The 20,766-nt window shown below is 69.2% G+C and carries 20 protein-coding genes; 13 read left to right on the top strand and 7 right to left on the bottom strand.

Annotated features, from left to right (window positions below):
- Nucleotide 1: 1 nt before the first annotated feature.
- On the top strand, nt 2-1,249 hold the full coding sequence (locus ACK8OR_RS12355; RefSeq protein WP_410189687.1) for a urate hydroxylase PuuD: 1,248 nt from the start codon (nt 2-4) through the stop codon (nt 1,247-1,249).
- Here the strand turns inward: ACK8OR_RS12355 and ACK8OR_RS12350 are convergent.
- The gene (locus tag ACK8OR_RS12350) at nt 1,246-2,883 is read right to left on the bottom strand and encodes a thiamine pyrophosphate-binding protein (RefSeq protein WP_410189686.1); all 1,638 of its coding nucleotides are present in this window, start codon (nt 2,881-2,883) and stop codon (nt 1,246-1,248) included. The two genes, ACK8OR_RS12355 and ACK8OR_RS12350, sit on opposite strands and share 4 nt — an antisense overlap.
- A gap of 123 nt (nt 2,884-3,006) precedes the next feature.
- On the opposite strand from ACK8OR_RS12350, the gene ACK8OR_RS12345 reads away from it, so the two are divergent.
- From ACK8OR_RS12345 to ACK8OR_RS12335, 3 genes are read left to right on the top strand one after another with little or no spacing between them, the layout of a single operon-like run.
- A complete protein-coding gene (locus ACK8OR_RS12345; RefSeq protein WP_410189685.1) occupies nt 3,007-3,462 on the top strand; it encodes a YeeE/YedE family protein in 456 nt (151 codons plus the stop codon).
- Entirely contained in the window at nt 3,462-3,881 is a 420-nt protein-coding gene (locus tag ACK8OR_RS12340; protein WP_410189684.1) for a DUF6691 family protein, read from the top strand. Before ACK8OR_RS12345 ends, ACK8OR_RS12340 begins: the two co-directional genes overlap by 1 nt.
- Nucleotides 3,882-3,892: 11 nt before the next feature.
- Nucleotides 3,893-4,276: a rhodanese-like domain-containing protein gene (locus ACK8OR_RS12335; RefSeq protein ID WP_410189683.1), complete on the top strand. Its 384-nt coding sequence runs from the start codon at nt 3,893-3,895 to the stop codon at nt 4,274-4,276.
- Nucleotides 4,277-4,283: 7 nt separating this feature from the next.
- Here ACK8OR_RS12335 and ACK8OR_RS12330 read toward each other — a convergent pair whose 3' ends face one another.
- The gene (locus ACK8OR_RS12330; protein WP_410189682.1) at nt 4,284-5,054 is read right to left on the bottom strand and encodes an SDR family oxidoreductase; all 771 of its coding nucleotides are present in this window, start codon (nt 5,052-5,054) and stop codon (nt 4,284-4,286) included.
- 40 nt (nt 5,055-5,094) lie between these two features.
- Here ACK8OR_RS12330 and ACK8OR_RS12325 point away from each other — a divergent pair, with 40 nt between their 5' ends.
- Nucleotides 5,095-6,021, top strand: coding sequence for a beta-keto acid cleavage family enzyme (locus ACK8OR_RS12325; RefSeq protein ID WP_410189681.1), 927 nt, complete (start codon nt 5,095-5,097; stop codon nt 6,019-6,021).
- On the opposite strand, the gene ACK8OR_RS12320 is transcribed toward ACK8OR_RS12325, so the two are convergent.
- The 5 genes from ACK8OR_RS12320 to phnD form a co-directional block, all read right to left on the bottom strand.
- The gene (locus ACK8OR_RS12320; protein ID WP_410189680.1) at nt 6,018-6,908 is read right to left on the bottom strand and encodes an HAD-IIA family hydrolase; all 891 of its coding nucleotides are present in this window, start codon (nt 6,906-6,908) and stop codon (nt 6,018-6,020) included. The two genes, ACK8OR_RS12325 and ACK8OR_RS12320, sit on opposite strands and share 4 nt — an antisense overlap.
- Entirely contained in the window at nt 6,908-7,663 is a 756-nt protein-coding gene (phnE, locus tag ACK8OR_RS12315; protein WP_410189901.1) for a phosphonate ABC transporter, permease protein PhnE, read from the bottom strand. Before phnE (ACK8OR_RS12315) ends, ACK8OR_RS12320 begins: the two co-directional genes overlap by 1 nt.
- A gap of 60 nt (nt 7,664-7,723) precedes the next feature.
- The gene (phnE, locus tag ACK8OR_RS12310; protein ID WP_410189679.1) at nt 7,724-8,548 is read right to left on the bottom strand and encodes a phosphonate ABC transporter, permease protein PhnE; all 825 of its coding nucleotides are present in this window, start codon (nt 8,546-8,548) and stop codon (nt 7,724-7,726) included.
- Nucleotides 8,545-9,333, bottom strand: coding sequence for a phosphonate ABC transporter ATP-binding protein (phnC, locus tag ACK8OR_RS12305; RefSeq protein ID WP_410189678.1), 789 nt, complete (start codon nt 9,331-9,333; stop codon nt 8,545-8,547). Before phnC ends, phnE (ACK8OR_RS12310) begins: the two co-directional genes overlap by 4 nt.
- 70 nt (nt 9,334-9,403) lie before the next feature.
- Nucleotides 9,404-10,372: a phosphate/phosphite/phosphonate ABC transporter substrate-binding protein gene (gene phnD / locus ACK8OR_RS12300; protein ID WP_410189677.1), complete on the bottom strand. Its 969-nt coding sequence runs from the start codon at nt 10,370-10,372 to the stop codon at nt 9,404-9,406.
- A gap of 180 nt (nt 10,373-10,552) precedes the next feature.
- Here phnD and ACK8OR_RS12295 point away from each other — a divergent pair, with 180 nt between their 5' ends.
- The 8 genes from ACK8OR_RS12295 (at nt 10,553) to ACK8OR_RS12260 (ending at nt 20,765) form a co-directional block, all read left to right on the top strand.
- The gene (locus ACK8OR_RS12295) at nt 10,553-12,427 is read left to right on the top strand and encodes a DEAD/DEAH box helicase (protein ID WP_410189676.1); all 1,875 of its coding nucleotides are present in this window, start codon (nt 10,553-10,555) and stop codon (nt 12,425-12,427) included.
- Between the two features lie 99 nt (nt 12,428-12,526).
- Nucleotides 12,527-13,567, top strand: coding sequence for a C4-dicarboxylate TRAP transporter substrate-binding protein (locus tag ACK8OR_RS12290; RefSeq protein WP_410189675.1), 1,041 nt, complete (start codon nt 12,527-12,529; stop codon nt 13,565-13,567).
- A gap of 69 nt (nt 13,568-13,636) precedes the next feature.
- Nucleotides 13,637-14,158, top strand: coding sequence for a TRAP transporter small permease (locus ACK8OR_RS12285; RefSeq protein ID WP_410189674.1), 522 nt, complete (start codon nt 13,637-13,639; stop codon nt 14,156-14,158).
- Nucleotides 14,158-15,495, top strand: coding sequence for a TRAP transporter large permease (locus ACK8OR_RS12280; RefSeq protein WP_410189673.1), 1,338 nt, complete (start codon nt 14,158-14,160; stop codon nt 15,493-15,495). The genes ACK8OR_RS12285 and ACK8OR_RS12280 overlap by 1 nt, the downstream gene beginning before the upstream one ends.
- Nucleotides 15,495-16,319 (top strand): IclR family transcriptional regulator, encoded by an 825-nt coding sequence (locus tag ACK8OR_RS12275; RefSeq protein ID WP_410189672.1) that lies wholly within the window; start codon nt 15,495-15,497, stop codon nt 16,317-16,319. Before ACK8OR_RS12280 ends, ACK8OR_RS12275 begins: the two co-directional genes overlap by 1 nt.
- The gene (locus ACK8OR_RS12270; protein ID WP_410189671.1) at nt 16,316-18,388 is read left to right on the top strand and encodes a 3-hydroxyacyl-CoA dehydrogenase NAD-binding domain-containing protein; all 2,073 of its coding nucleotides are present in this window, start codon (nt 16,316-16,318) and stop codon (nt 18,386-18,388) included. The genes ACK8OR_RS12275 and ACK8OR_RS12270 overlap by 4 nt, the downstream gene beginning before the upstream one ends.
- A complete protein-coding gene (locus ACK8OR_RS12265) occupies nt 18,385-19,575 on the top strand; it encodes an acetyl-CoA C-acyltransferase (RefSeq protein WP_410189670.1) in 1,191 nt (396 codons plus the stop codon). Before ACK8OR_RS12270 ends, ACK8OR_RS12265 begins: the two co-directional genes overlap by 4 nt.
- The gene (locus ACK8OR_RS12260; protein WP_410189669.1) at nt 19,572-20,765 is read left to right on the top strand and encodes an acyl-CoA dehydrogenase family protein; all 1,194 of its coding nucleotides are present in this window, start codon (nt 19,572-19,574) and stop codon (nt 20,763-20,765) included. Before ACK8OR_RS12265 ends, ACK8OR_RS12260 begins: the two co-directional genes overlap by 4 nt.
- Nucleotide 20,766 lies beyond the last annotated feature (1 nt).

The following is a 20,766-nucleotide window of genomic DNA, read 5'->3' as shown; positions in this document are numbered from 1 at the left end:
GATGTACGACTATGCCGTCATGTGGGACTGGCTGGCCTTCGGGGTCCGTTGGCTGCACGTCATCACCGGCATCGCGTGGATCGGGTCGAGCTTCTATTTCATCGCGCTCGACCTCGGGCTGCGGCAAGCGCCGGGAATGCCCAAGGGCGCGTATGGCGAGGAATGGGAGGTGCATGGCGGGGGCTTCTACCACACGACGAAGTACCTCGTTGCGCCCGACCGCCTGCCCGAGCACCTGACCTGGCACAAATGGCAGGCCTATTGGACTTGGATTTCGGGCGCGGCGCTGCTGGCCATCGTCTACTGGGCGGGGTCCGAGCTCTATCTCATCGACCCGGCCCGTGCCGACCTCGCGCCGTGGCAGGCCATCGCGCTGTCGGCGGCGTTCCTCGCAGGCGGCTGGATCGGCTATGACGCGCTCTGCCGCTCGCCGCTGAAGTCGAACGCGACGGTCGTGATGCTCGTTCTCTTCGCGGGGATCGTCGCATCGTCCTGGCTTTTGAACCAGGTCTTCACTGGGCGCGCGGCGCTACTGCACCTGGGCGCAATGACCGCCACGATCATGTCAGGCAATGTGTTCTTCGTCATCATGCCGAACCAGCGGATCGTGGTGGAGGACCTCAAGGCCGGACGCACGCCGGACGCCAAGTATGGCCAGATCGCCAAGCTGCGTTCGACGCATAACAACTACCTGACGCTGCCCGTGCTGTTCCTTATGCTGTCGAACCACTACCCGCTGGCCTTCGGAACCGACGCGGCCTGGATCATCGCAGCGCTGGTCTTCCTGATGGGCGTCTCGATCCGGCACTATTTCAACACGCTGCATGCCACCGGCCAGGGGCCCGCCTGGACATGGCTCGCGACGGGCCTGATCTTCGTCGCGATCGCTTGGCTCTCGACGGCGCGGATGTTCGACGGCGATTACGAGACGCTGGACGCCGCGCCCCTGACACCCGCCGAGGCCCGCTTCGCCGCCGCCCCCGGCTTCGAGGCGGCGGCCAACGTCGTCGCTGGGCGCTGCTCGATGTGCCACGCGCGCGAGCCGAATTGGGACGGCATGCTCTGGGCACCGAAGGGCGTGCATCTGGAGGTGCCCGCCGATATCGCCCGCCACGCGCGCGAGGTCTACCTGCAGGCCGGGGTCAGCCACGCGATGCCGCCTGCCAACCTGACCGGCATCACGCCCGAGGAACGGGCGACCCTTCGCGATTGGTACCGTTCGGTCGGCACCGAGATGGCGGCGAACTAGGTCCCTTCGAGCCGCAGCTTCGGGGACAGGGCCGCAGGGTCGAGCCTGAGATGGATGATCGCGGGCAGGCCGCTCGCCCGCGCGCGCTCCAGCGCTTCGGAAAATTCTCCATCCGCCGCTACCGTCTCGCCATGGCCGCCATGGGCGCGGGCGAGCGCTGCGAAGTCCGGATTGTGCAGCGCGGTGCCCGAGGGGCGGCCGGGATAGTGCTTCTGCTGATGCATCCGGATCGTGCCGTACATGCCGTTGTCGCAGACGAGGACGATCACGTTAGCCCCAGCCCCGCAGGCGGTGGCAAATTCCTGGCTGACCATCTGGAAGCAGCCGTCGCCGGCCAGGCAGATCACCTCGCGCCCCGGGTGCTGCAGCTTGGCGGCAATCGCCGCGGGCAAGCCGTAACCCATCGAACCGGAGGTCGGCGCGAGCTGCGTGCGCCACCGGCGATAGCGGTGGTAGCGATGCGCCCAGGCCGAGTAGTTGCCCGCCCCGTTCGTCCAGATCGCATCCTCGGGCAGCACATCGCCCAGATGCGCGACGACGCGCTCCATCTTCAGCGCGCCGGGCGTCTCCTCGGGCTGTTGCCACGCCGCGTATTCGGCCCGCGCCACGGCCGCGCGGCCGCCGGTGACGGGCCGCGCGGCTTCGGCCAGTTGCACCGCCACCGCGCCGGGCCGCCCGGTGACCGCCATGTCGGGGCGATAGACGCGGCCCGGCTCGGACGGGTCCGCATGGACGTGGATCAGGCTCTGTTTCGGGACCGGTGGCGTCAGGAGCGTATAGCCCGACGTCGTCATCTCCCCCAGCCGCGACCCGAGCGCGAGGATCACGTCGGCCTCCCGCACACGACGGGCCAAGGCGGGGTTGATCCCGATGCCGACATCGCCCGCGTAGTTCGGGTGCCCATTATCCATGTAGTCCTGACAGCGGAAGGACGCGCCGACCGGCAGGTCCATCGCCGCGGCGAAGCGCGCGATGGCTGAATGGGCATCACCGTCCCAACCGCCGCCGCCCACGATGACAAAGGGACGCTCGGCCCTGGCCAACCGCGAGACGATCTCGGCGATGTCGTCATCCGCCGCCTTGCCCGACGCAAGCGTCGCCGCGGGAGCCGCCTCGCCGTCTGCCGGTCCCGACAGCATGTCCTCGGGCAGCGCCAGCACCACCGGCCCCGGTCGCCCCGACTGCGCGACGTGGAAGGCGTGGGAGACGTATTCGGGGATGCGATCGGCGCGGTCGATCTGGCCGACCCACTTGGCCAGCGGCCCGAACATCTGGCGGTAATCGACCTCCTGGAAGGCCTCGCGGTCCTGCTGGTCGCTGGCGACCTGTCCGACGAAGAGGATCATCGGCGTCGAATCCTGGAACGCGACATGGACCCCCGCGCTGGCATTCGTCGCCCCAGGGCCGCGCGTCACGAAGGCCACGCCCGGCCGCCCGGTCAGCTTGCCGGTCGCCTCGGCCATCATCGCGGCGCCGCCCTCCTGGCGCGCGACGACCACGTCGATATCCGCGTCGTGCAGCCCGTCGAGCGCGGCGAGGAAGCTCTCGCCCGGAATGCAGAACACCCGCTCGACCCCCTGCGCCACGAGGCATTCGGTCAGCAGCGCGCCGCCATGGCGAATGGTCTGTGTCATCTGAAGCCTCCGGTCGGATCGCCCATCGGTGCCACGTCCGGACCGCCGCGCCAAGACGCCGATCTGGACGGCGGGCGCGCGGTGCGGCATCCGTGCGGAACGCCCGATCCGACGGAGACCGCCATGCCCCCCGCCATCCCTACTGATTTCACGCCATGGGCCTCGCTCGGGGGCGGCATCCTCATCGGGCTCAGCGCGGTGATGGTCATGGCTCTGTTCGGCCGGATCGCGGGCATCTCGGGCATCACGACCGGAGGCCTGATCCCAAGTGCCGCGACCGAAGGCGACCGCGGCTGGCGGATCGCGTTCCTCGGCGGGCTGGTATCCGCGCCGCTGGTCTGGCTGGTGGCAACGGGCGCGTTTCCGGCGCAGACCGTGTCGGACAACCTTCCCGGAATGGCCATCGCGGGCCTCGTGGTCGGCATCGGCACGGCCATCGGCTCGGGCTGTACCTCGGGGCACGGGGTCTGCGGGCTGGCCCGGCTGTCGCCGCGCTCGCTGGCGGCGGTGGCGATGTTCATGGCGACCGCGGGGATCACGGTGTTCCTGCTGCGCCACGGTCCGTGGGGAGCGGTCTGATGCGCATCGCTCTGGGATTCGTCGCGGGCCTGGTCTTCGGGATCGGCCTTCTGATGTCGGGGATGGCGAACCCGGCCAAGGTCTTGAACTTCCTCGATGTCGCCGGGCCATGGGACCCCAGCCTCGCCTTCGTGATGGGCGGCGCCTCGGTGACCGCGTTCCTCGGCTTCCGCCTCGTCTGGCGCAGTCCCGCGCCGATGCTCGGCGACACGTTTCGCATGCCCGCCACCTCCGATATCGACCGGCCCCTCCTGATGGGTGCCGCGCTCTTCGGCATCGGCTGGGGGATCGGCGGGTTCTGTCCCGGCCCGGCCTGGGCGGCCCTTGCGATGGGCGCGCCGGGCACCCTCGTCTTCCTGCCCGCGATGCTGATCGGGCTCACCCTCGGCGGGCGCTTGAAGCCCGCCCTCGCCACCTGAAGGAGACCCCGATGGCCGAAAGCCTCAAGGACCTGATCGCCGCCGCCAACGACCGCGTGGCCACCATCGACCCCGGCGATGCGCTGAACCGGCAAGGGAATGGCGCGCTGATCCTCGACATCCGCGAGCCGGGCGAACTGCAGCAGAACGGCAGCGTCGCCGACGCGCTGCACGTGCCGCGCGGCCTTCTGGAATGGAAGGCCGATCCGGGCGGGGACGCCGCCGACGTGGCGCTGACCGCGAAGGCGGGATCGGGCGAGGTACTGGTGCTTTGCGCCGCCGGGGGCCGCGCCGCGCTGGCCGCCGACACGCTGAGCCGGATGGGCTACGACGCGTTGGTCATCAAGGGCGGCCTGAACGGCTGGAAATCGGCGGGGCTGCCGGTCGCGGGATGAGACCCGCTCAGCCGAGCATCCCGAGGTCGCCATCCACCGCGATGGCCTGCCCGGAGATGGTGCGCCCGCGCGGGCTGGCGAGGTACACCGCCTGGTCGGCGAGCTGCTCGGCGGTGACGTAGTCCTTGATCGAGGCGGCGGCGAAGGCGTCCTTCTCCACCTCGGCCACGGAGCGGCCCTGCGCCTGTGCCCGCGCCTCCATCACCCGCCGCTGCCGGTCGCCCGCGACGATGCCGGGCAGGAGCGCGTTGGCCCGGATGCCATCCGGCCCCAGTTCCAGCGCCAGCGACTTGGTGAAGCCGATCACGCCCCACTTGGCTGCGGCATAGGGCGACCGGCGCGCGAAGCCGAACTTGCCGGCGGCCGAGGAGACATTGAGGATCGAGGCGTTCGTGCTGGCGCGCAGGGCGGCCACGGCGACCCGCGTGCAGTTGAACTGCCCCGTCAGGCAGACATCGATGACACGGGCCCAGTCGCCCGGATCGACATCCTCGACCCCCGCCGTCGGCCCCGCGATACCCGCATTGTTCACGAGGCAATCGAGCCCGCCCAGCGCGTCGATCGCGCCCGCGATGAACCCCGCCGCCGCCGCGGTGTCGGCCACGTCGCAGACCTTCGCGTGCAGCCCCTCCGCCCGCAGCGGCTCCAGCGCCGCCGCGTCCACGTCGCAGGTCGCGACCCGCGCGCCCTCGGCCAGGAATGCGCGGACCATGGCCAGCCCGATGCCGTTCGCCCCCGCCGTGACGACGACGCGCGCGTCTTTCAGTTGCATGTTCATGCCCGTTCCTCCCACGCTGGCATAGAAGAGGGAGGACGCGATGCCCCGCAAGGTCATGATCACCTGCGCCGTCACCGGCGCGATCCACACGCCCAGCATGTCGCCGCATCTGCCGGTCACGCCCAGCCAGATCGCCGATGCCGCCATCGGCGCGGCAGAGGCGGGTGCCGCCCTCGTTCATGTCCATGCCCGCGATCCCGAGACCGGCGCCCCCGACCAGTCGCCCGAAGCCTTCGCCCCGATCCTCGGCGTCATCCGGCAGGGCTGTGACGCGGTCATCAATGTCACCACCGGCGGCTCGCCCGCGATGCTGGTGGAGGAGCGCGTGCGCCCCGCAGCCCAGTTCGCGCCCGAGGTCGCATCGCTGAACATGGGCACGATGAATTTCGGGCTCTACCCGATGCTGAACCGCTACGGTGACTTCGCGCATGACTGGGAGCGGCCCTTCCTCGAAGGATCGCGCGACCGCCCCTTCCGGAACACCTTCGCGGATATCGAGTACATCCTGACCACCTGTGCCGAGAACGGCACCCGGTTCGAGATCGAGTGCTACGATATCGGGCATCTCTACACGCTGGCGCATTTCGCGGATCGCGGATTGGTCGAGCCGCCGTTCTTCGTCCAGTCGGTCTTCGGCCTGCTCGGTGGCATCGGCGCCCATCCCGAGGACGTGATGCATATGCGGCGGACAGCGGATCGTCTGTTCGGTGCCGATTACGAATGGTCCGTGCTGGGTGCGGGCCGCAACCAGCGCACCGTCGCGCTGCAGGCGGTGGCGTTGGGCGGGCATGTGCGGGTCGGGCTGGAGGACAGCCTCTGGATCGGGCCGGGACAGCTCGCGCAGAGCAATGCCGAGCAGGTGACGGCCATGCGCGGCCTGATCGAAGGGTTGGGCTTCGAAACCGCGACCCCCGCCGAGGCACGCACGATGCTGAAGCTCAAGGGCGGAGACCGCGTCGGCTTTTAGGTGGTCTGCAGGATCCAGTCGGGCCGAATGCCGCTGGCCGCGATGGCGCCCTCGGCATCGTGCTCACGCAGGATGCCATGTCCGGTGATAAGCGCTGAGTCGACCCCCGCGACCTGCGCGCCGAGGATGTCGGTATGCAGGCTGTCGCCGACCATAACTGCGCGCCGCCCTGGATGCTGGCCGAGCCGCGCGAAAGCGAGGTCGTAGATATCCGCGAAGGGCTTGCCGTGGAACACGGGCACGACGCCGGTGGCGTCGGCCAGCCGGTGCGCCCAATGCCCCGGTTCGCGCGACGGGCCGCCTTCGCGCGGAGCGGCGAGATCGGGATTGCCGACGAAGACGGGGCGTGGGTTCGCCGTGAGGCTCCTCACGAGAAGCGTCTGGCGATCCTCGGTCCAGATGGCGGATCCGATTAGCAGGAACCCCTCGACCTCATCGTAGTCGGCGGGATCGTCCCCTAGGAACCTCAAGTCAAGCGACTCCAGATCAACGCGCCCTAGATCGGGGTTCGCCATCACGCCCCAATGCCGCGCGCGCGCGCCGTCGAGTGCTGCGATCAGCGCCATCCGACTTGTGATCACATCACCCGCACCGAAGTCGAAGCCCAGTCGGTCGTACTTCTCCATGAGGCGCACATGTGGAAAACCCGCCGCGTTAGAGACGATCAGGACGCGTTTTCCAGCCGCTCGAAGATCACGGACTCGTTCGACCGCGCCGGGGATCGCCGTCTCGCCCACGTTCAGCACGCCGAACGCATCGAGCAGGAACACCTCGTAGCGATCCGCGATCTCGGACAGATCGGCTTCGTGCGTGCAGGCGCCGCCGGGACCGGCATCGGGCAGCCGGTCGCGGACCGCCTCGTAGCCGTCGAAGATCGGGCCGAACATCAGATGATCGCGCCCCGGACCTTCGCCGAAACCCATTCCGAGATGACCACCGCCAGCAGGATCACCAGGAGGATCAGCGACACCTGCGGCCAGGCCAGCGTGTTGAGCGAGCCTTGCAATTGCAACCCGATCCCGCCCGCGCCGACGAGGCCCAGCACCGTCGATTCGCGGATGTTGATGTCCCAGCGGAAGACCGCGATCCCCGCGAAGGCCGGCGCGATCTGGGGCACGATTCCCCAGGCCATGACCTGCCAGCGGGACGCGCCGGTGGCGTTAATCGCCTCGACCTGGGTGCGGTCGATCTCCTCGATCGCCTCGTAGAGCAGCTTGGCACAAAAGCCGATGGATCGGATCGCGATGGCCACGATGCCGGCGAACACACCTGGCCCGATGATCGCGATCAGCAGGAGCGCCCAGATCAGCGAGTTGATCGAGCGCGTCGCCACGATGATGAAAAGTGCCACGGGCCGGATGAAGAGCGCCGAGGGCGTCGTGTTTCGCGCCGCGAGGAAGGCCACGGGCACCGCCATGATGAGCGCCGCGATGGTGCCCAGCGTCGCGATGTTGAGCGTGTCCCAGATCGGCCACCAGAGGTTCTCGATATAGGACCAGCGGGGCGGCGTGGCGCGCCCGAGGATGTCGCCCGCGATGCGCGGCGCGTCCCAGACGAAGAACCAGGTCGTCGCGTCGGAGATCTGCGCCCAGCACCACAGGAACGCGGCAACGCCAAGGAGCCAGCCGAACCAGCGGACCATGGCCTGCCCGGTGGTGCGCTTGCGCCAGACGGGGCGGTCGGATGTCTGAAGGACCGGCATCTATTGCACCCGCGCCCGGACGACGCCCGAGATGTATTCCAGCGCCATCACCACCGCGATGATCAGCAGCAGGATCGCCGCAGCCGTGTCGTATTCGTAGCGGTCGAAGGCGGTGTTCAGCGTCGCGCCGATGCCACCCGCACCCACCAGCCCGAGGATCGCGCTCTCGCGGAAATTGATGTCGACGCGGTAGATCGACAGCCCGATCAGGCGGGGGATGACCTGCGGCTGGACGCCGTAGTTGATCCACTGCGTCCAGCGCGCGCCGGTGGCCCGAATGGCCTCGGCCTGGCTGCGGTCCATGCTCTCGATATCCTCAGCCAGGAGCTTCGACAGGAACCCGATGGTTGCGAAGCTGAGCGTCAGGAACCCCGCGAGCGGCCCGAAGCCGAAGATCGCAACCAGCAGGATCGCGACGATGATTTCCTGCAGCGCGCGACTGACGGCGATGATGCCCCGGCAGATCACGTAGACCGGCAGTGGCGCGATGTTGCGCGCGGCGCCCAGCGCGATGGGGATCGAGATCAGGATGCCGACGACGGAGGAGGCGACCGTGATGACGATCGATTCCACCATGCCGTTCCAGATGTCGCTGCCCCGGCTCGTGAAGTCGGGCGAGGTGAAGGCCAGCACGAAGGCCCAGCCGCGATCCAGCCCTTCGTAGACGCGCGTCCAGTTGACCTCGACCGAGGCGATCGCGGCGATGAGGTAGAGCAGGAACCCGATCCCCAGCACCCAGCGCAGCCAGGGCCGCTTGATGAAGGCGGGCCGACGCCAGGCCGTGCCCAGCATGTCGTCGAGTTCGCGGTGGGTCGCGGCACTCATTCGGCGGCCTCGACCTCGTCTTCGACGGGTTCGATCGTCGCCTCCCAGTCTTCCTCGCCGTAGATTTCGGTCAGCTTGTCGGGGGTCAACGCGTCGGGCTGGCCGTCGAACACCACTTCGCCGAAGCGCAGGCCGACGACGCGGGCGACGAACATCTGGGCCAGGGCGACGTCATGGATATTGATGATCGCGGCGAGGCCGCGCTCGGCGCAGAGCTCGCAGATCAGGCGCATGATCTGGCGCGAGGTCTTGGGGTCGAGCGAGGCCGTCGGCTCGTCCACCAGGAGGAGCGCGGGATTCTGGATCAGCGCGCGGCAGATGCCGACCCGCTGGCGTTGCCCGCCCGACAGCTCATCCGCGCGCTTGTCGGCCATGTGCAGAAGGTCGACGCGGTCCAGAAGGCGGAATGCCTCGTCCACGTCCGATTGCGGGAAGCGGCGCGTCAGCGAGCGCCAGAACCCGACATAGCCGAGCCGTCCCGACAGCACGTTCTCCATCACGGTCAGGCGCTCGACCAGCGCGTATTCCTGGAAGATCATGCCCATGCGGCGGCGTTCGCGGCGCAGCGCCCCGGCGCCCAGCCGCGTCAGGTCGGTATCGCCGAGCCAGACGGCGCCCGAGGTCGGCTCGACCAGGCGGTTGATGCAGCGAATGAGCGTAGACTTGCCCGCGCCCGAGGGGCCGATCAGGGCGACGACCTGTCCGGCCGGCACGTCGAGTTCGACGGATTTCAGCGCCTGGTCGCCGGTCTTGTAGGTCTTCACCAGCTTGTCGAGCCGCAGCATGTCCGTCCCCCCGATAAACGCGAGGCGGCCGTGAAGCCGCCCCGCGCAGTCTTGTGTCACCCGAAGGCGATCATTCGCAAGCGTAGCTGACGCCGTTGGCCGCGTCGATCTTGCGGATGACGTCCCAGAATTCCTGGTAGGTCATCTCGAGGAACTGCGACTCGCCGTTTTTGCCGAACTCCTCGGCCAGGGACGTGCCTTCCCAGTCGAAGCTGAAGAAGGCGTCGCGGATCGACTGCTGCAGCTCGGGGGTCAGGTTGTAGACCGTGCCGTAGCCCGTCGTCGGGAAGGTCTGCGAGGTGTAGATCGTGACGAGCTGGTCGTCGGTGACCACGTCCCGCTCGAGCATCCGCGCCTTGACCGAGTTGGCGATCGCGGCGGCCGGGTAGTCCTTGTTGGCCACGCCGAGGATCGAGTTGTCGTGCTTGCCCGAGAAGACCGGCTCGAAATCCTCGCCGGCGCTCATGCCGAACTCCGAGGCGAGGATCGCCGACGGCGCCTTGAAGCCCGAATTCGACGTCTCGGAGGTGAAGGCCAGCTGGCCACCGGCGATGTCGGCCACCTCGGTGATGCCGCTGTCGGGATGGGTGATGATCTCCATCTCGTAGCCGAAGCTGCCATCCTCGCCCGCCATGATGGTGAACGGACGGAAGCCCGCGCAGTTCACGGCCAGCGGGTTCGACCCGGTGTTGAAGCCTGCGATATGCAGACGACCGGACCGCATCGCCTCGATCTGGGCGGCGTTGTTCTGGACGGGGAAGAACACGACGTCCTTGCCGGTCGCCGCTTCGAGATGCGCGAGGAAGTCGGCCCATGCGGTCTCGTAGACGGCGGGATCCTCGACCGGGGTATAGGCGAAGATGAGCGTGTCGGGGTCGATCTGGTCGGCGGCATCCGTGGGGATGTCGGCGATCAGGTCGCCGTCGGTATCGCAATATCGGTCATCGAGGTCGCCCCGCTCGCAATCCTGCGCGGCAGCCGGCATCGCGAAGGCCAGCGCGGCCAATGCGACGGCACCCAGAAGGTGGCTCTTGGTCATAAGATCTCTCCCTGTTTCGGAGCGCTCGGGCCCCGTTCGATCCGCCGGGTCCCTAGCACCGGCGGAATGACGGGAATGTGACACAGCGGCAGACAGTGTCCAGCACTTGCGCGGCCCTATACATTCCCGCCGTCGTGGCGTAGCTGCCGCGCCTTGCCCAATCCCACCGGGGACGCTTCCATGAAAGCCACCATCGCCGCCGCGCTCGAAGAGCGGGGCTATCACACGCTCACCCCCGTGCAGGAGGCCGTGCTCGATCCCGCGCTGGACGGGGCCGATCTCCTGGTGTCGGCGCAGACCGGATCGGGCAAGACGCTGGGCTTCGGGCTGGCCATCGCGCCGACGCTTCTGGGCGAGGCCGACCGGTTCGCCGATGCGGGCGCGCCGCTGGCCCTCGTGGTGGCGCCGACGCGCGAACTGGCGATGCAGGTCCGGCGCGAACTGGCATGGCTCTATGCCAAGGCGGGCGCGCAGATCGCCTCGACCGTCGGCGGCATGGACATGCGCGACGAACGGCGCAGCCTCGCGCGCGGCACCCATGTCGTCGTCGCCACACCGGGGCGCCTGCGTGACCATATCATGCGCGGCTCGATCGACCTCAGCGCGATCCGCGCCGTCGTGCTGGACGAAGCAGACGAGATGCTGGACCTCGGCTTCCGCGAGGATCTCGAATTCATCCTCGGCGAATGCCCCGAGGACCGTCAGACGCTGATGTTCTCGGCCACCGTCCCCGCCGCCATCGCCAAGCTCGCCGAAAGCTATCAGCGGGACGCCAAGCGTATCGCCACCGCCTCGAAGACCGAGGCCCATGCCGATATCGAGTACCGTGCGCTGAACGTCGCATCGCATGACGGCGAGAATGCGATCATCAACGTTCTGCGCTTCTACGAGGCACCGAACGCCATTGTCTTCTGCAACACCCGCGCGATGGTGAACCGCCTGACGACGCGCCTGTCGAACCGGGGGTTCCCGGTTGTGGCGCTTTCGGGCGAGTTGACCCAATCCGAGCGGACGAACGCGCTTCAGGCGATGCGCGACGGGCGCGCGCGGGTCTGCGTGGCGACCGATGTCGCGGCGCGGGGCATCGACCTGCCCAATCTGGACCTCGTGATCCATGCCGAACTGCCCACCGGCTCCGACAGCCTTCTGCACCGCTCTGGGCGCACGGGCCGGGCCGGGCGCAAGGGGACGAGCGTGATGATCGTGCCGCCCGCCGCCCGCAAGAAGGCGCATCGCCTGATCGGCTGGGCCAAGCTCAAGGCCGGGTGGGCCGACGCGCCCTCGGCCGATGCCGTGCGCGACGCCGACCGCGCCCGGATGCTGGACGATCCCGCCTGGTTCGAGGAGATCACCGAGGAGGAGAGCGGCACGGTCAACGACCTCGCCGCACGGTTCACGCCCGAGCAGCTGGCCGCCGGCTACCTGCGCCTGCGGGCCGCGCGCCATTCCGCCCCGGAGGAGCTGTCTTCTCCGGGCGAGGTGGCCGCCAAGGCACAGGCCAAGCGCAGCGAGTTCGGACCCAGCCGCTGGTTCCAGGTTTCCGGCGGGCGCGAGGCGGGGCTGGAGCCGCGCCGCCTGCTGCCGATGATCTGCAAGGCCGCCGGCCTCGGACGCGACGATATCGGCGCGATCCGCATCCGCGAGGGCGCGAGCTTCCTGCAGGTGAGCGAAGCCTCCGCCGGCGCCGTCACAAAGCTCGTCGGGTCCGAGATCGAACCCGGCCTGCGCCTCGACACCGCCGACGGCCCGCCGCCCGATGATCGCAAGCCCGGCGGGTTCAGGCCCGGCGGCCCCAAAGGAAAGCCACCCTTCAAGGGGAAGGCGCCCTACAAGGGCAAGCCGCGCGCCGAGGACGGAGACGCGCCGCGCTCCAAGGGTCCGAAGCCGAAGCCCGCCAAGCCCCATGCCACCCGACCCGAGGGCGTGGTGAAGGACTGGGCATCCAAGGGAAAGCCGAAGGGACCCAAGCCGCCCGCGGGCAAGCCCGACAGCAAGATGAACAAGGCGCGCGCCGCCGGAAAGGCCAAGCCCCACCGCAAGGGCCCGCCCGCCTGAGGCCGGAACGCGGGAAGGGATTGCCTTCCCGCGCCGCGCTTCCTAGCCTCCCTTAAGTGAAACACTATTCCGCATAGTGGAACTCTGAGAGGAGACATCATGAAATCGTTCGCCATCGCGGCCACCGCGCTCTGCCTTGCCGCCACGTCCGCCGCCGCGCAGACGACGCTGATCCTGGGTGAGGCCGGACCCAATCGCGGGGCGCGTGCCGCCGCGCTGCAAAGCTTCGTCGACGACGTAGAGGCGCGCACCGATGGCGACGTCTCGATCGACGTCCAGTGGGGCGGCGCGCTCTTCAAGGCGAATGCCGCCGCCGGATCCATCGCCGACGGCGTGGCCGACCTCGGCACCGTGATCGGCGTTTATTTTCCGCAGGAAATGGTGGGCTACGGCATCGCTGACCTGCCGCTCCAGAACGCCGATGCCTGGGTGGGGATGCGTGCGACCGATGCGCTGATGCGGTCTTCGGACGCGATCCAGGCCAGCCTCGCCGACCAGAACCTCGTCTATCTCGGCACCTTCACCACCAGCGCCGTCAATATCGGCTGCAAGGACGCCGCGATCCGCAGCGTCGACGATATCGACGGGCTGAAGGTCCGGGGCGTCGGCGCCTATGGCGACACGTTCCGCGACTACGGCGCCAACATGGTCGCGATGTCGATCTACGATGCCTATCAGGGCCTCGACACCGGGCTTCTCGATTGCAGTCAAGGCTATTCCTACGCCGTCGCCGCCCTCAAGCAGCAGGAGGTCATCACCTCCTACACGCTGCTCGACTGGGGTCAGGTCGGCGCGCTCGGGATCTTCATGAACAAGGATGCCTACGACGCGCTCGACCCCGCGGTTCAGACCGCGATGGGCGAGGCGGGCATCGCCATGGCCGACACGCTGGGCGAACTCATCACCGCCGATAACGAGCGCGCGGTGCAGACCATGCGCGACACGGGGGTCGAGATCATCGAGCTGGACGCCGCCGAGCGCGACAAGCTGGTCGAACAGGGTGCGCAATATGTCGACGCCTGGGTCGAGCGGGCCGGACAGGTCGGCCTCGACGGTGCGGCGCTGCTCGAGGAGTATCGCGGTCTTCTGGCGCAGTACGCGGCCGAGCGCGACGACCAGGGCTACCCCTGGGACCGCTGACCGGGCCCTGACGACCGGATCCCGGTGCGCGCGTTCGCCGCGCGCACCGATGTCACCCGAGGGACGCCCATGCTCCACCGCATCGAACGCCTGCTGCTCGACCTCTCCGTGATCGCGATCATGGGGCTGGGCCTGCTGATCACGACCAGCGTCGTGATGCGCGCGACCATGGGCGGCGCCATCCCGGACACGATCGTCATCGTGCGCGAGTTGATGGTCGCGGCGATCGTCCTGCCGCTGGCCGCCGCGACGGCCGCCCGGTCGCATATCGTCGTCGAGTTCCTCTCGAAGATGATGCCGCCGCGCGTGCAGGACTTGCTGATCGTCGCGGGCAGCCTCGCCGGAGTGCTTGCGCTCGCGCCGCTGATCTACGCGGGCTGGAACGAGCTGGCGAAGACCTGGGCCTCGGGGTCGTTCTTCTTCGGCGAGCTTTCGCTGCCGAAATGGCCGGGGCGCGTGATCTTCCTCGTCGGCATGGTGTTCTGCTGGATCCGCCTGCTGTTAATGGCGGTGGCCGACATCCGCACCATCCGGGCGGGCGGCCACCTGGCTGAACCCGAAACCACGCTCGACCTGATGGACCGCCCCTGATGGACGGCACGCTGATCGGCATCGTCGCCTTCGCCAGCGTCATCGGCCTCTTGGCGATCCGCGTGCCCATCGCCTTCGCGCTGGCCGGGGTGGCCACGGTAGGCAGCTTCGTCCTCTTCGCGTTTCGGACCGGCGATTTCACCCCGTGGCGCGCGATCCGGCCCACGACGTCGATGGTGTTCTCGAACTCCTTCGACCTGATCCATTCCTACGACCTGTCGATGATCCCGCTCTTCGTGGCGCTCGGACACATCGCCTACCGCGCCGACATCACCACCAAGATCTACTACGCCGCCCGCGTCTGGCTGGCCCGCCTGCCCGGCGGCGTGGCCATGGCCAGCGTCGTGGGCTGTGGCGGCTTCTCGGCCATCACCGGGTCATCCATCGCCTGCGCCTCGACCATGGGCCGCATCTGCTCTCCCGAAATGCTGCGAATGGGCTACGACAAGCGGCTGGCCACGGCGAGCGTCGCGGCGGGCGGCACGCTGGGCTCGCTGATCCCACCCTCGGTCCTCTTCATCATCTACGGCATCTTCACCGAGACCTCGATCTCGGCGCTGTTCCTCGCAGGGATCCTGCCGGGGCTGCTGTCGCTCGCGGGGTTCATCCTCGTGATCGCGGTCTGGGTCTGGCGCGACCCCGCCGCCGCCCCCATCCCCGACGGGACGACGACGATGCGCGACCGGGGCCGCGCGGCGCTCGATTCGTGGCCCGCCGTCGCGCTCTTCGCGGTGATCGTCGGCGGCATCTATGGCGGTATCTTCACCGCGACCGAGGCCGCTGCCGTCTGCGTCACGATGGCGGTCCTCATCGGCTTCGCCCAGCGGAAGCTGACCTTCGCGTCGCTCTGGGAGGCGCTCCGCGAGACCGCGATCCAGACGGCCAGCATCTTCCTCATCGCCGCCGCCGCCAAGATCTTCGTCGCCTTCATCGCCCTGACCGGGGTGGCTCCCGATATCGTCGGCGCGGTCACGGCGGCCGAGTTCTCGCCCCTCGTCCTCCTGATCGCCATCGCCGCGATCTACCTTCTGCTGGGCATGTTCCTCGACCCGATCGGGATCATGGTCCTGACGCTGCCCCTGATGATCCCGCTGGTCGAGACCTACGGCTTCGACCTGATCTGGTTCGGCGTCGTGGTGATCAAGCTCTTGGAGATCGGGCTGATCACCCCGCCGGTCGGCCTCAACGTCTTCGTCATCGCCAACGTCGTGGGCCGCGAGGTGCCGCTCGACCGCATCTTCGCGGGCATCCTGCGCTTTCTGACGGTGGACGTCATCGTCCTGGTCCTCATCATGGCCTTCCCGATCATCTCGCTGCTGATCCCCGGAGGCCTCTGATGGACGACCGCCGCTTCGCCACGACCCTCGCCCGCGGATTGTCCGTCCTGCGCGCCTTTCGGGCGGGCGACGACGGGCTGGGCAATGCCGAGATCGCGGAGCGGACGGGCCTGCCGAAATCGACCGTCTCGCGGCTGACCTTCACGCTGCAATCGCTGGGCTATCTGACCCACACGCGCCGCCACGACCGCTACCGCCCCGGCCCGGCGCTCCTGGTGCTAGGGAACCTCGCCGCCACGTCGATCAGCTTCGTCGAGATCGCCGCCCCCCTGATGCAGCGGCTGGCCGACGAGACGGGGACGATGTCGCTGCTCCTCGTGCGCGACGGCGGGCACATGCTGATCGTGCGGACGTGGCGACCGCGCGGGATTGCATCGCTCTGGCTCGAGGTCGGGGCGCGGCCGCCACTCAACGGCTCCTCCTCGGGGCATGCGCTTCTGGGCACGCTGCCCGCCGAGACCTTCGGCAACGTCGTGACCGAATCCGACGGCGCGCGCGGCCTGACGCCCGCGCGGGCCGCGACGATCCGGCGGGACGCGGCGGGACAGCTTCTGGCACAGGGCTATGTCATCGCGGACCCGGCGGAATATTTCGCGGCGAACATCCACGCCGTCGCGGTGCCGTTCCATCCCCGCGAGCTGGGCGAGCCGGTGGTCTTCACCTGCGGCGCCCTGCCCGAGATGCTGACCGTAGAGGCGATGCGCAGCCGCGTCGGCCCCGCGCTGCGCGACACCGTCCGCGAGCTGGAGCGCATCATGGGCCAGCCGCCCGCCCCTGCCCCGATCCCCGAGGCGGCGGATATCGACACCCGGAGGCCCGCATGACGATGCCCGTGACCTACGACCTCGAGGACGGCATCGCCTGGATCACCGTCGCCAACCCGCCGGTCAACGCGCTGGGCCATGCCGTGCGTGCCGGTCTCGACGCCGCCATCGCGCGCTTCGGCGCCGATGGCGGCGCAGAGGTCGCGGTCGTGATGGGCGGCGGACGCCTGTTCCTGGGCGGAGCGGACATCACCGAATTCGGCAAGCCCGTGCAGGCGCCCTCGCTGCCCGACGTCGTGAACGCGATCGAGGCCAGTCCGAAGCCGGTGATGGCCGCAATTCACGGGGCGGCATTGGGCGGCGGGCTGGAGGTCGCGCTCGGGTGCCACTGGCGGCTGGCGATGCCGGGCACCGTGCTGGGTCTGCCCGAGGTGGCGCTGGGCATCCTGCCGGGTGCGGGTGGCACCCAGCGGACCCCGCGCCTGATCGGGCTCGAAGCGGCGGGCGAGATGATCGCCAGCGGCAAACCCGTCGACCCCGAGGCCGCGTGCGAGATGGGCCTGATCGACCGGGTGGGCGAAGGAGACCTGCGCGACGCCGCCCGGCGTTTCGCCGACAAGCTACGGGGCAAGCCCCCGCGCCGGACCCGCGACCGCCCGGTGCCTACGGGCGACCTTTCGGACCTCCGCGACCGCACGGCCGCGCGCACCGTGGGACAGGTCGCGCCGGTGACCGCGATCGACGCGATCATGGCCGCGACGGGCGCCGATTTCGACGCCGGGCTGGCCGAGGAGCGCCGCCTCTTCCTCGATCTGGTGGAAACACCCCAGCGCGCGGGCCTGATCCACGCCTTCTTCACCGACCGCGCTGTCTCGAAGGTGCCGGGGCTGGACGCGACGCCGCGCGACATCGCCCGGATCGGCGTGATCGGCGGCGGCACGATGGGCGCGGGCATCGCGACGTCGGCACTCCTCGCCGGGCTCAACGTCACGCTTGTCGAGCGAGACGCGGACAGCGCGGCGCGGGCCGCCGCAACCGTCGGCGCCAATCTCGACGCAGCTGTCACGCGCGGCAAGCTCGCCCCCGAGGCCCGCGCCGATCCGCCCTTCCGCACCGCGACCGACTATAACGCGTTGTCCGACACCGACCTCGCCATCGAGGCGGTGTTCGAAGACATGGCCGTCAAGCGCGAGGTCTTCGCCGCGCTCGACGCCGTCCTGCGCCCCGGCGCGATCCTCGCGACCAATACCTCCTATCTCGACGTGGGCGAGATCGCCGCCGCGACAGGCCGCCCCGCCGATGTGATCGGGCTGCACTTCTTCTCGCCCGCCCATGTCATGAAGCTGCTCGAGATCGTCGTGCCGGACGGCACCGCCCACGACGTCACCGCCACCGCCTTCGCGCTGGCCAAGCGGCTGGGCAAGATCGGTGTGCGGGCGGGCGTCTGCGACGGCTTCATCGGCAACCGCATCCTCTCGGCCTATCGCCGCGCCGCAGACGACATGGTGCTCGACGGGGCGCATCCCTACGAGGTCGACCGCGCGATCCGGGGGTTCGGGTTCCCGATGGGCCCTTACCAGGTCTCTGATCTCGCCGGGCTCGATATCGGATTCGCGACCCGCGAGCGGAAGGCCCCCGAGGCCGGTCCCCACGACCGCCGCCCGGTCTTCGCCGACCGGCTCCACCACGCCGGTCGGCTGGGGCGGAAAGCCGGCAGGGGTTACTACGATTACGCCGAGGACAGGCGCGGGGCCGAGGACCCGGCCGTCACCGAAATCGTCGAAGCGACGCGACGCGATCTCGGGCTGACGCCCCGCGAATTCGATGCGGACGAGATCGTCGCCCGCTACATGGCCGCGATGGTCAACGAGGCGGCGCGCGTGGTCGAGGAGGGCATCGCCGCCCGCCCGCTCGACGTCGACGCGGTCCTGCTCCACGGCTACGGCTTCCCGCGCTGGCGGGGCGGCCCGATGCACTGGGCCGACCAGCACGGTCTCGCCCGCATCGTCGCCGATATCGAACGCTTCGCCGAACACGACCCCCATGCGTGGCAAGTCGCACCGCTTCTGCGCCGACTGGCCGAGAGCGGCGGGGCGTTCGCCGACCTCAACGCAAAGGACGCCGCATGACCGGGGCCGTCATCGTCTCGACCGCGCGCACGCCCATCGGCAAAGCCGGGCGCGGGTCGTTCAACGCAACCCACGGCGCGACGCTGGGCGGTCATGTTGCCGCCGCCGCCGTCGCGCGCGCCGGGATCGACCCGGACCTGATCGAGGACAGCATCTGGGGCTGCGGCTATCCCGAGCACGCGACGGGCGGCAATATCGCGCGCCAGATCGTGCTGCGCGCGGGCCTGCCCGACGCCATCGCGGGCGCCACGGTCAACCGCTTCTGCGCCAGCGGCCTGCAGGCCATCGCACAAGGGGGCCACATGATCGCGTCCGAGGGCGCCGAGGCCGTTCTGGTCGGCGGGTTGGAGAGCATCAGTCTCAACCTGCCGCCGCCGCGCCATTCGCGCGAGGTCTGGATCAAGGCGCATCGCCCCGATCTTTACCTGTCGATGATCGAGACGGCGGATATCGTCGCCGCGCGCTACGGTGTGTCCCGCGCCGATCAGGACGCGCTGGCGCTGGCGAGCCAGCAGCGCACTGCGACGGCGCAGGAGGCCGGCCGCTTCGACGCCGAGATCGCGCCGATCACCGTGACGACGGAGGTGAAGGACCGCGACACGGGCGAAACCGCCATGCGCGAGGTCACCGTGTCGCGCGACGAATGCAATCGCCCCTCGACGACGCTGGAAGGCCTCGCCGCGCTCGACCCGGTCCGCGGCCCCGACCAGTTCGTGACAGCGGGCAACGCGTCTCAACTCTCGGACGGCGCGGCGGCGCTGGTGATGACGAGCGAGGCCGCCGCGGGGCGCGAAGGGCTGACGCCACTGGGCGCGTTCCGGGGCTTCGCCGTCGCGGGCTGCGCGCCCGACGAGATGGGCATCGGCCCGGTCTTCGCCGTTCCGCGACTCCTCGAACGCCACGGCCTGACGGTGGACGACATCGACCTCTGGGAGCTCAACGAGGCCTTCGCCTCCCAGGCGCTCTATTGCCGCGACCGGCTCGGGATCGACGACGACCGGATGAACGTGGACGGCGGTTCGATCTCGGTCGGCCACCCGTTCGGCATGACCGGCACGCGGATGACGATGCACCTGCTGCACGAGGGGCGACGGCGCGGCGCGAAATGGGGCGTCGTCACGATGTGCATCGGCGGCGGCCAGGGGGCGGCGGGCCTCTTCGAAATCTATCCCGGAGACGCGACATGAATCTCGACTACACCGACGACCAGCTCGCCTTCCGCGACGAGGTGCGGGCCTTCCTCGACGCCGAGCTGCCCGACCGCCTGACCGATCGGGGCCGCGCCGGGCGCGCTCTGACCAAGGCCGATCACGAGGAATGGCACGCGATCCTGAACGCGAAGGGCTGGCTGGCGGGGAACTGGCCCGCAGACCATGGCGGCGCGGGATGGGACGCCGTGCAGCGCCATATCTTCGAGGACGAGACGACCGCGCGCGGTGCCCCCCGGATCGTGCCCTTCGGGATCGCGATGCTGGGGCCGGTGCTGCAGAAATTCGGCTCGCCCGAACAGCAGGCGCATTACCTGCCGCGCATCCTCGACGGGACCGACTGGTGGTGCCAGGGCTATTCCGAGCCGGGGGCCGGGTCCGATCTGGCAAGCCTGCGCTGCGAAGCGGTGCGCGACGGCGACCACTACGTCGTCAACGGTCAGAAGACCTGGACCACGCTGGGGCAATATGCCGACCACATCTTCTGCCTCGTGCGGACCTCGAAGGAGGGCAAACCACAGGAGGGGATCAGCTTTCTCCTGATCGACATGGACACCCCCGGCGTCGAAGTCCGGCCCATCGTCCTGATCGACGGCAGCGCCGAGGTGAACGAGGTCTGGTTCACCGATGTCCGCGTGCCGGTCTCCAACCTCGTGGGCGAGGAGAACAAGGGCTGGACCTATGCCAAGTACCTGCTGACCCACGAGCGCACCAATATTGCAGGCGTGGGCTTCGCCAATGCGGGGCTCGCCAGCCTCAAGCGGATCGCGGCCGCCGAGATGGACGGCGACGCGCCGCTGGCCGCGAACCCCCATTTCGCCGCACGGGTCGCCCGGGTCGAGATCGACCTGATGGCGATGGCCACGACCAACCTGCGCGTTGTCTCCGCCGCCGCCGCGGGCCAGGCACCGGGCGCCGAATCTTCGATGCTCAAGATCAAGGGCACCGTCATCCGGCAGGAGATCAACGCCCTGACCAAGCTCGCCGTCGGACCCTATGCACTGCCGTTCCAGTCCGAGGCAGTCGAGGGCGACAACGAGGGCCCCATCGGTCCCGACCACGCGATGCGGGCGACCGGACAATATCTCAACAACCGCAAACTCTCGATCTATGGCGGGTCGAACGAGGTGCAGCGGTCGATCATCGCCAAGACCATGCTGGAGCTCTGAC

The organism is Jannaschia halovivens, from assembly GCF_046452375.1.
In the GTDB taxonomy this organism is placed as follows: domain Bacteria; phylum Pseudomonadota; class Alphaproteobacteria; order Rhodobacterales; family Rhodobacteraceae; genus Jannaschia; species Jannaschia halovivens.
This window is presented reverse-complemented; position numbering and strand designations above follow the sequence as displayed.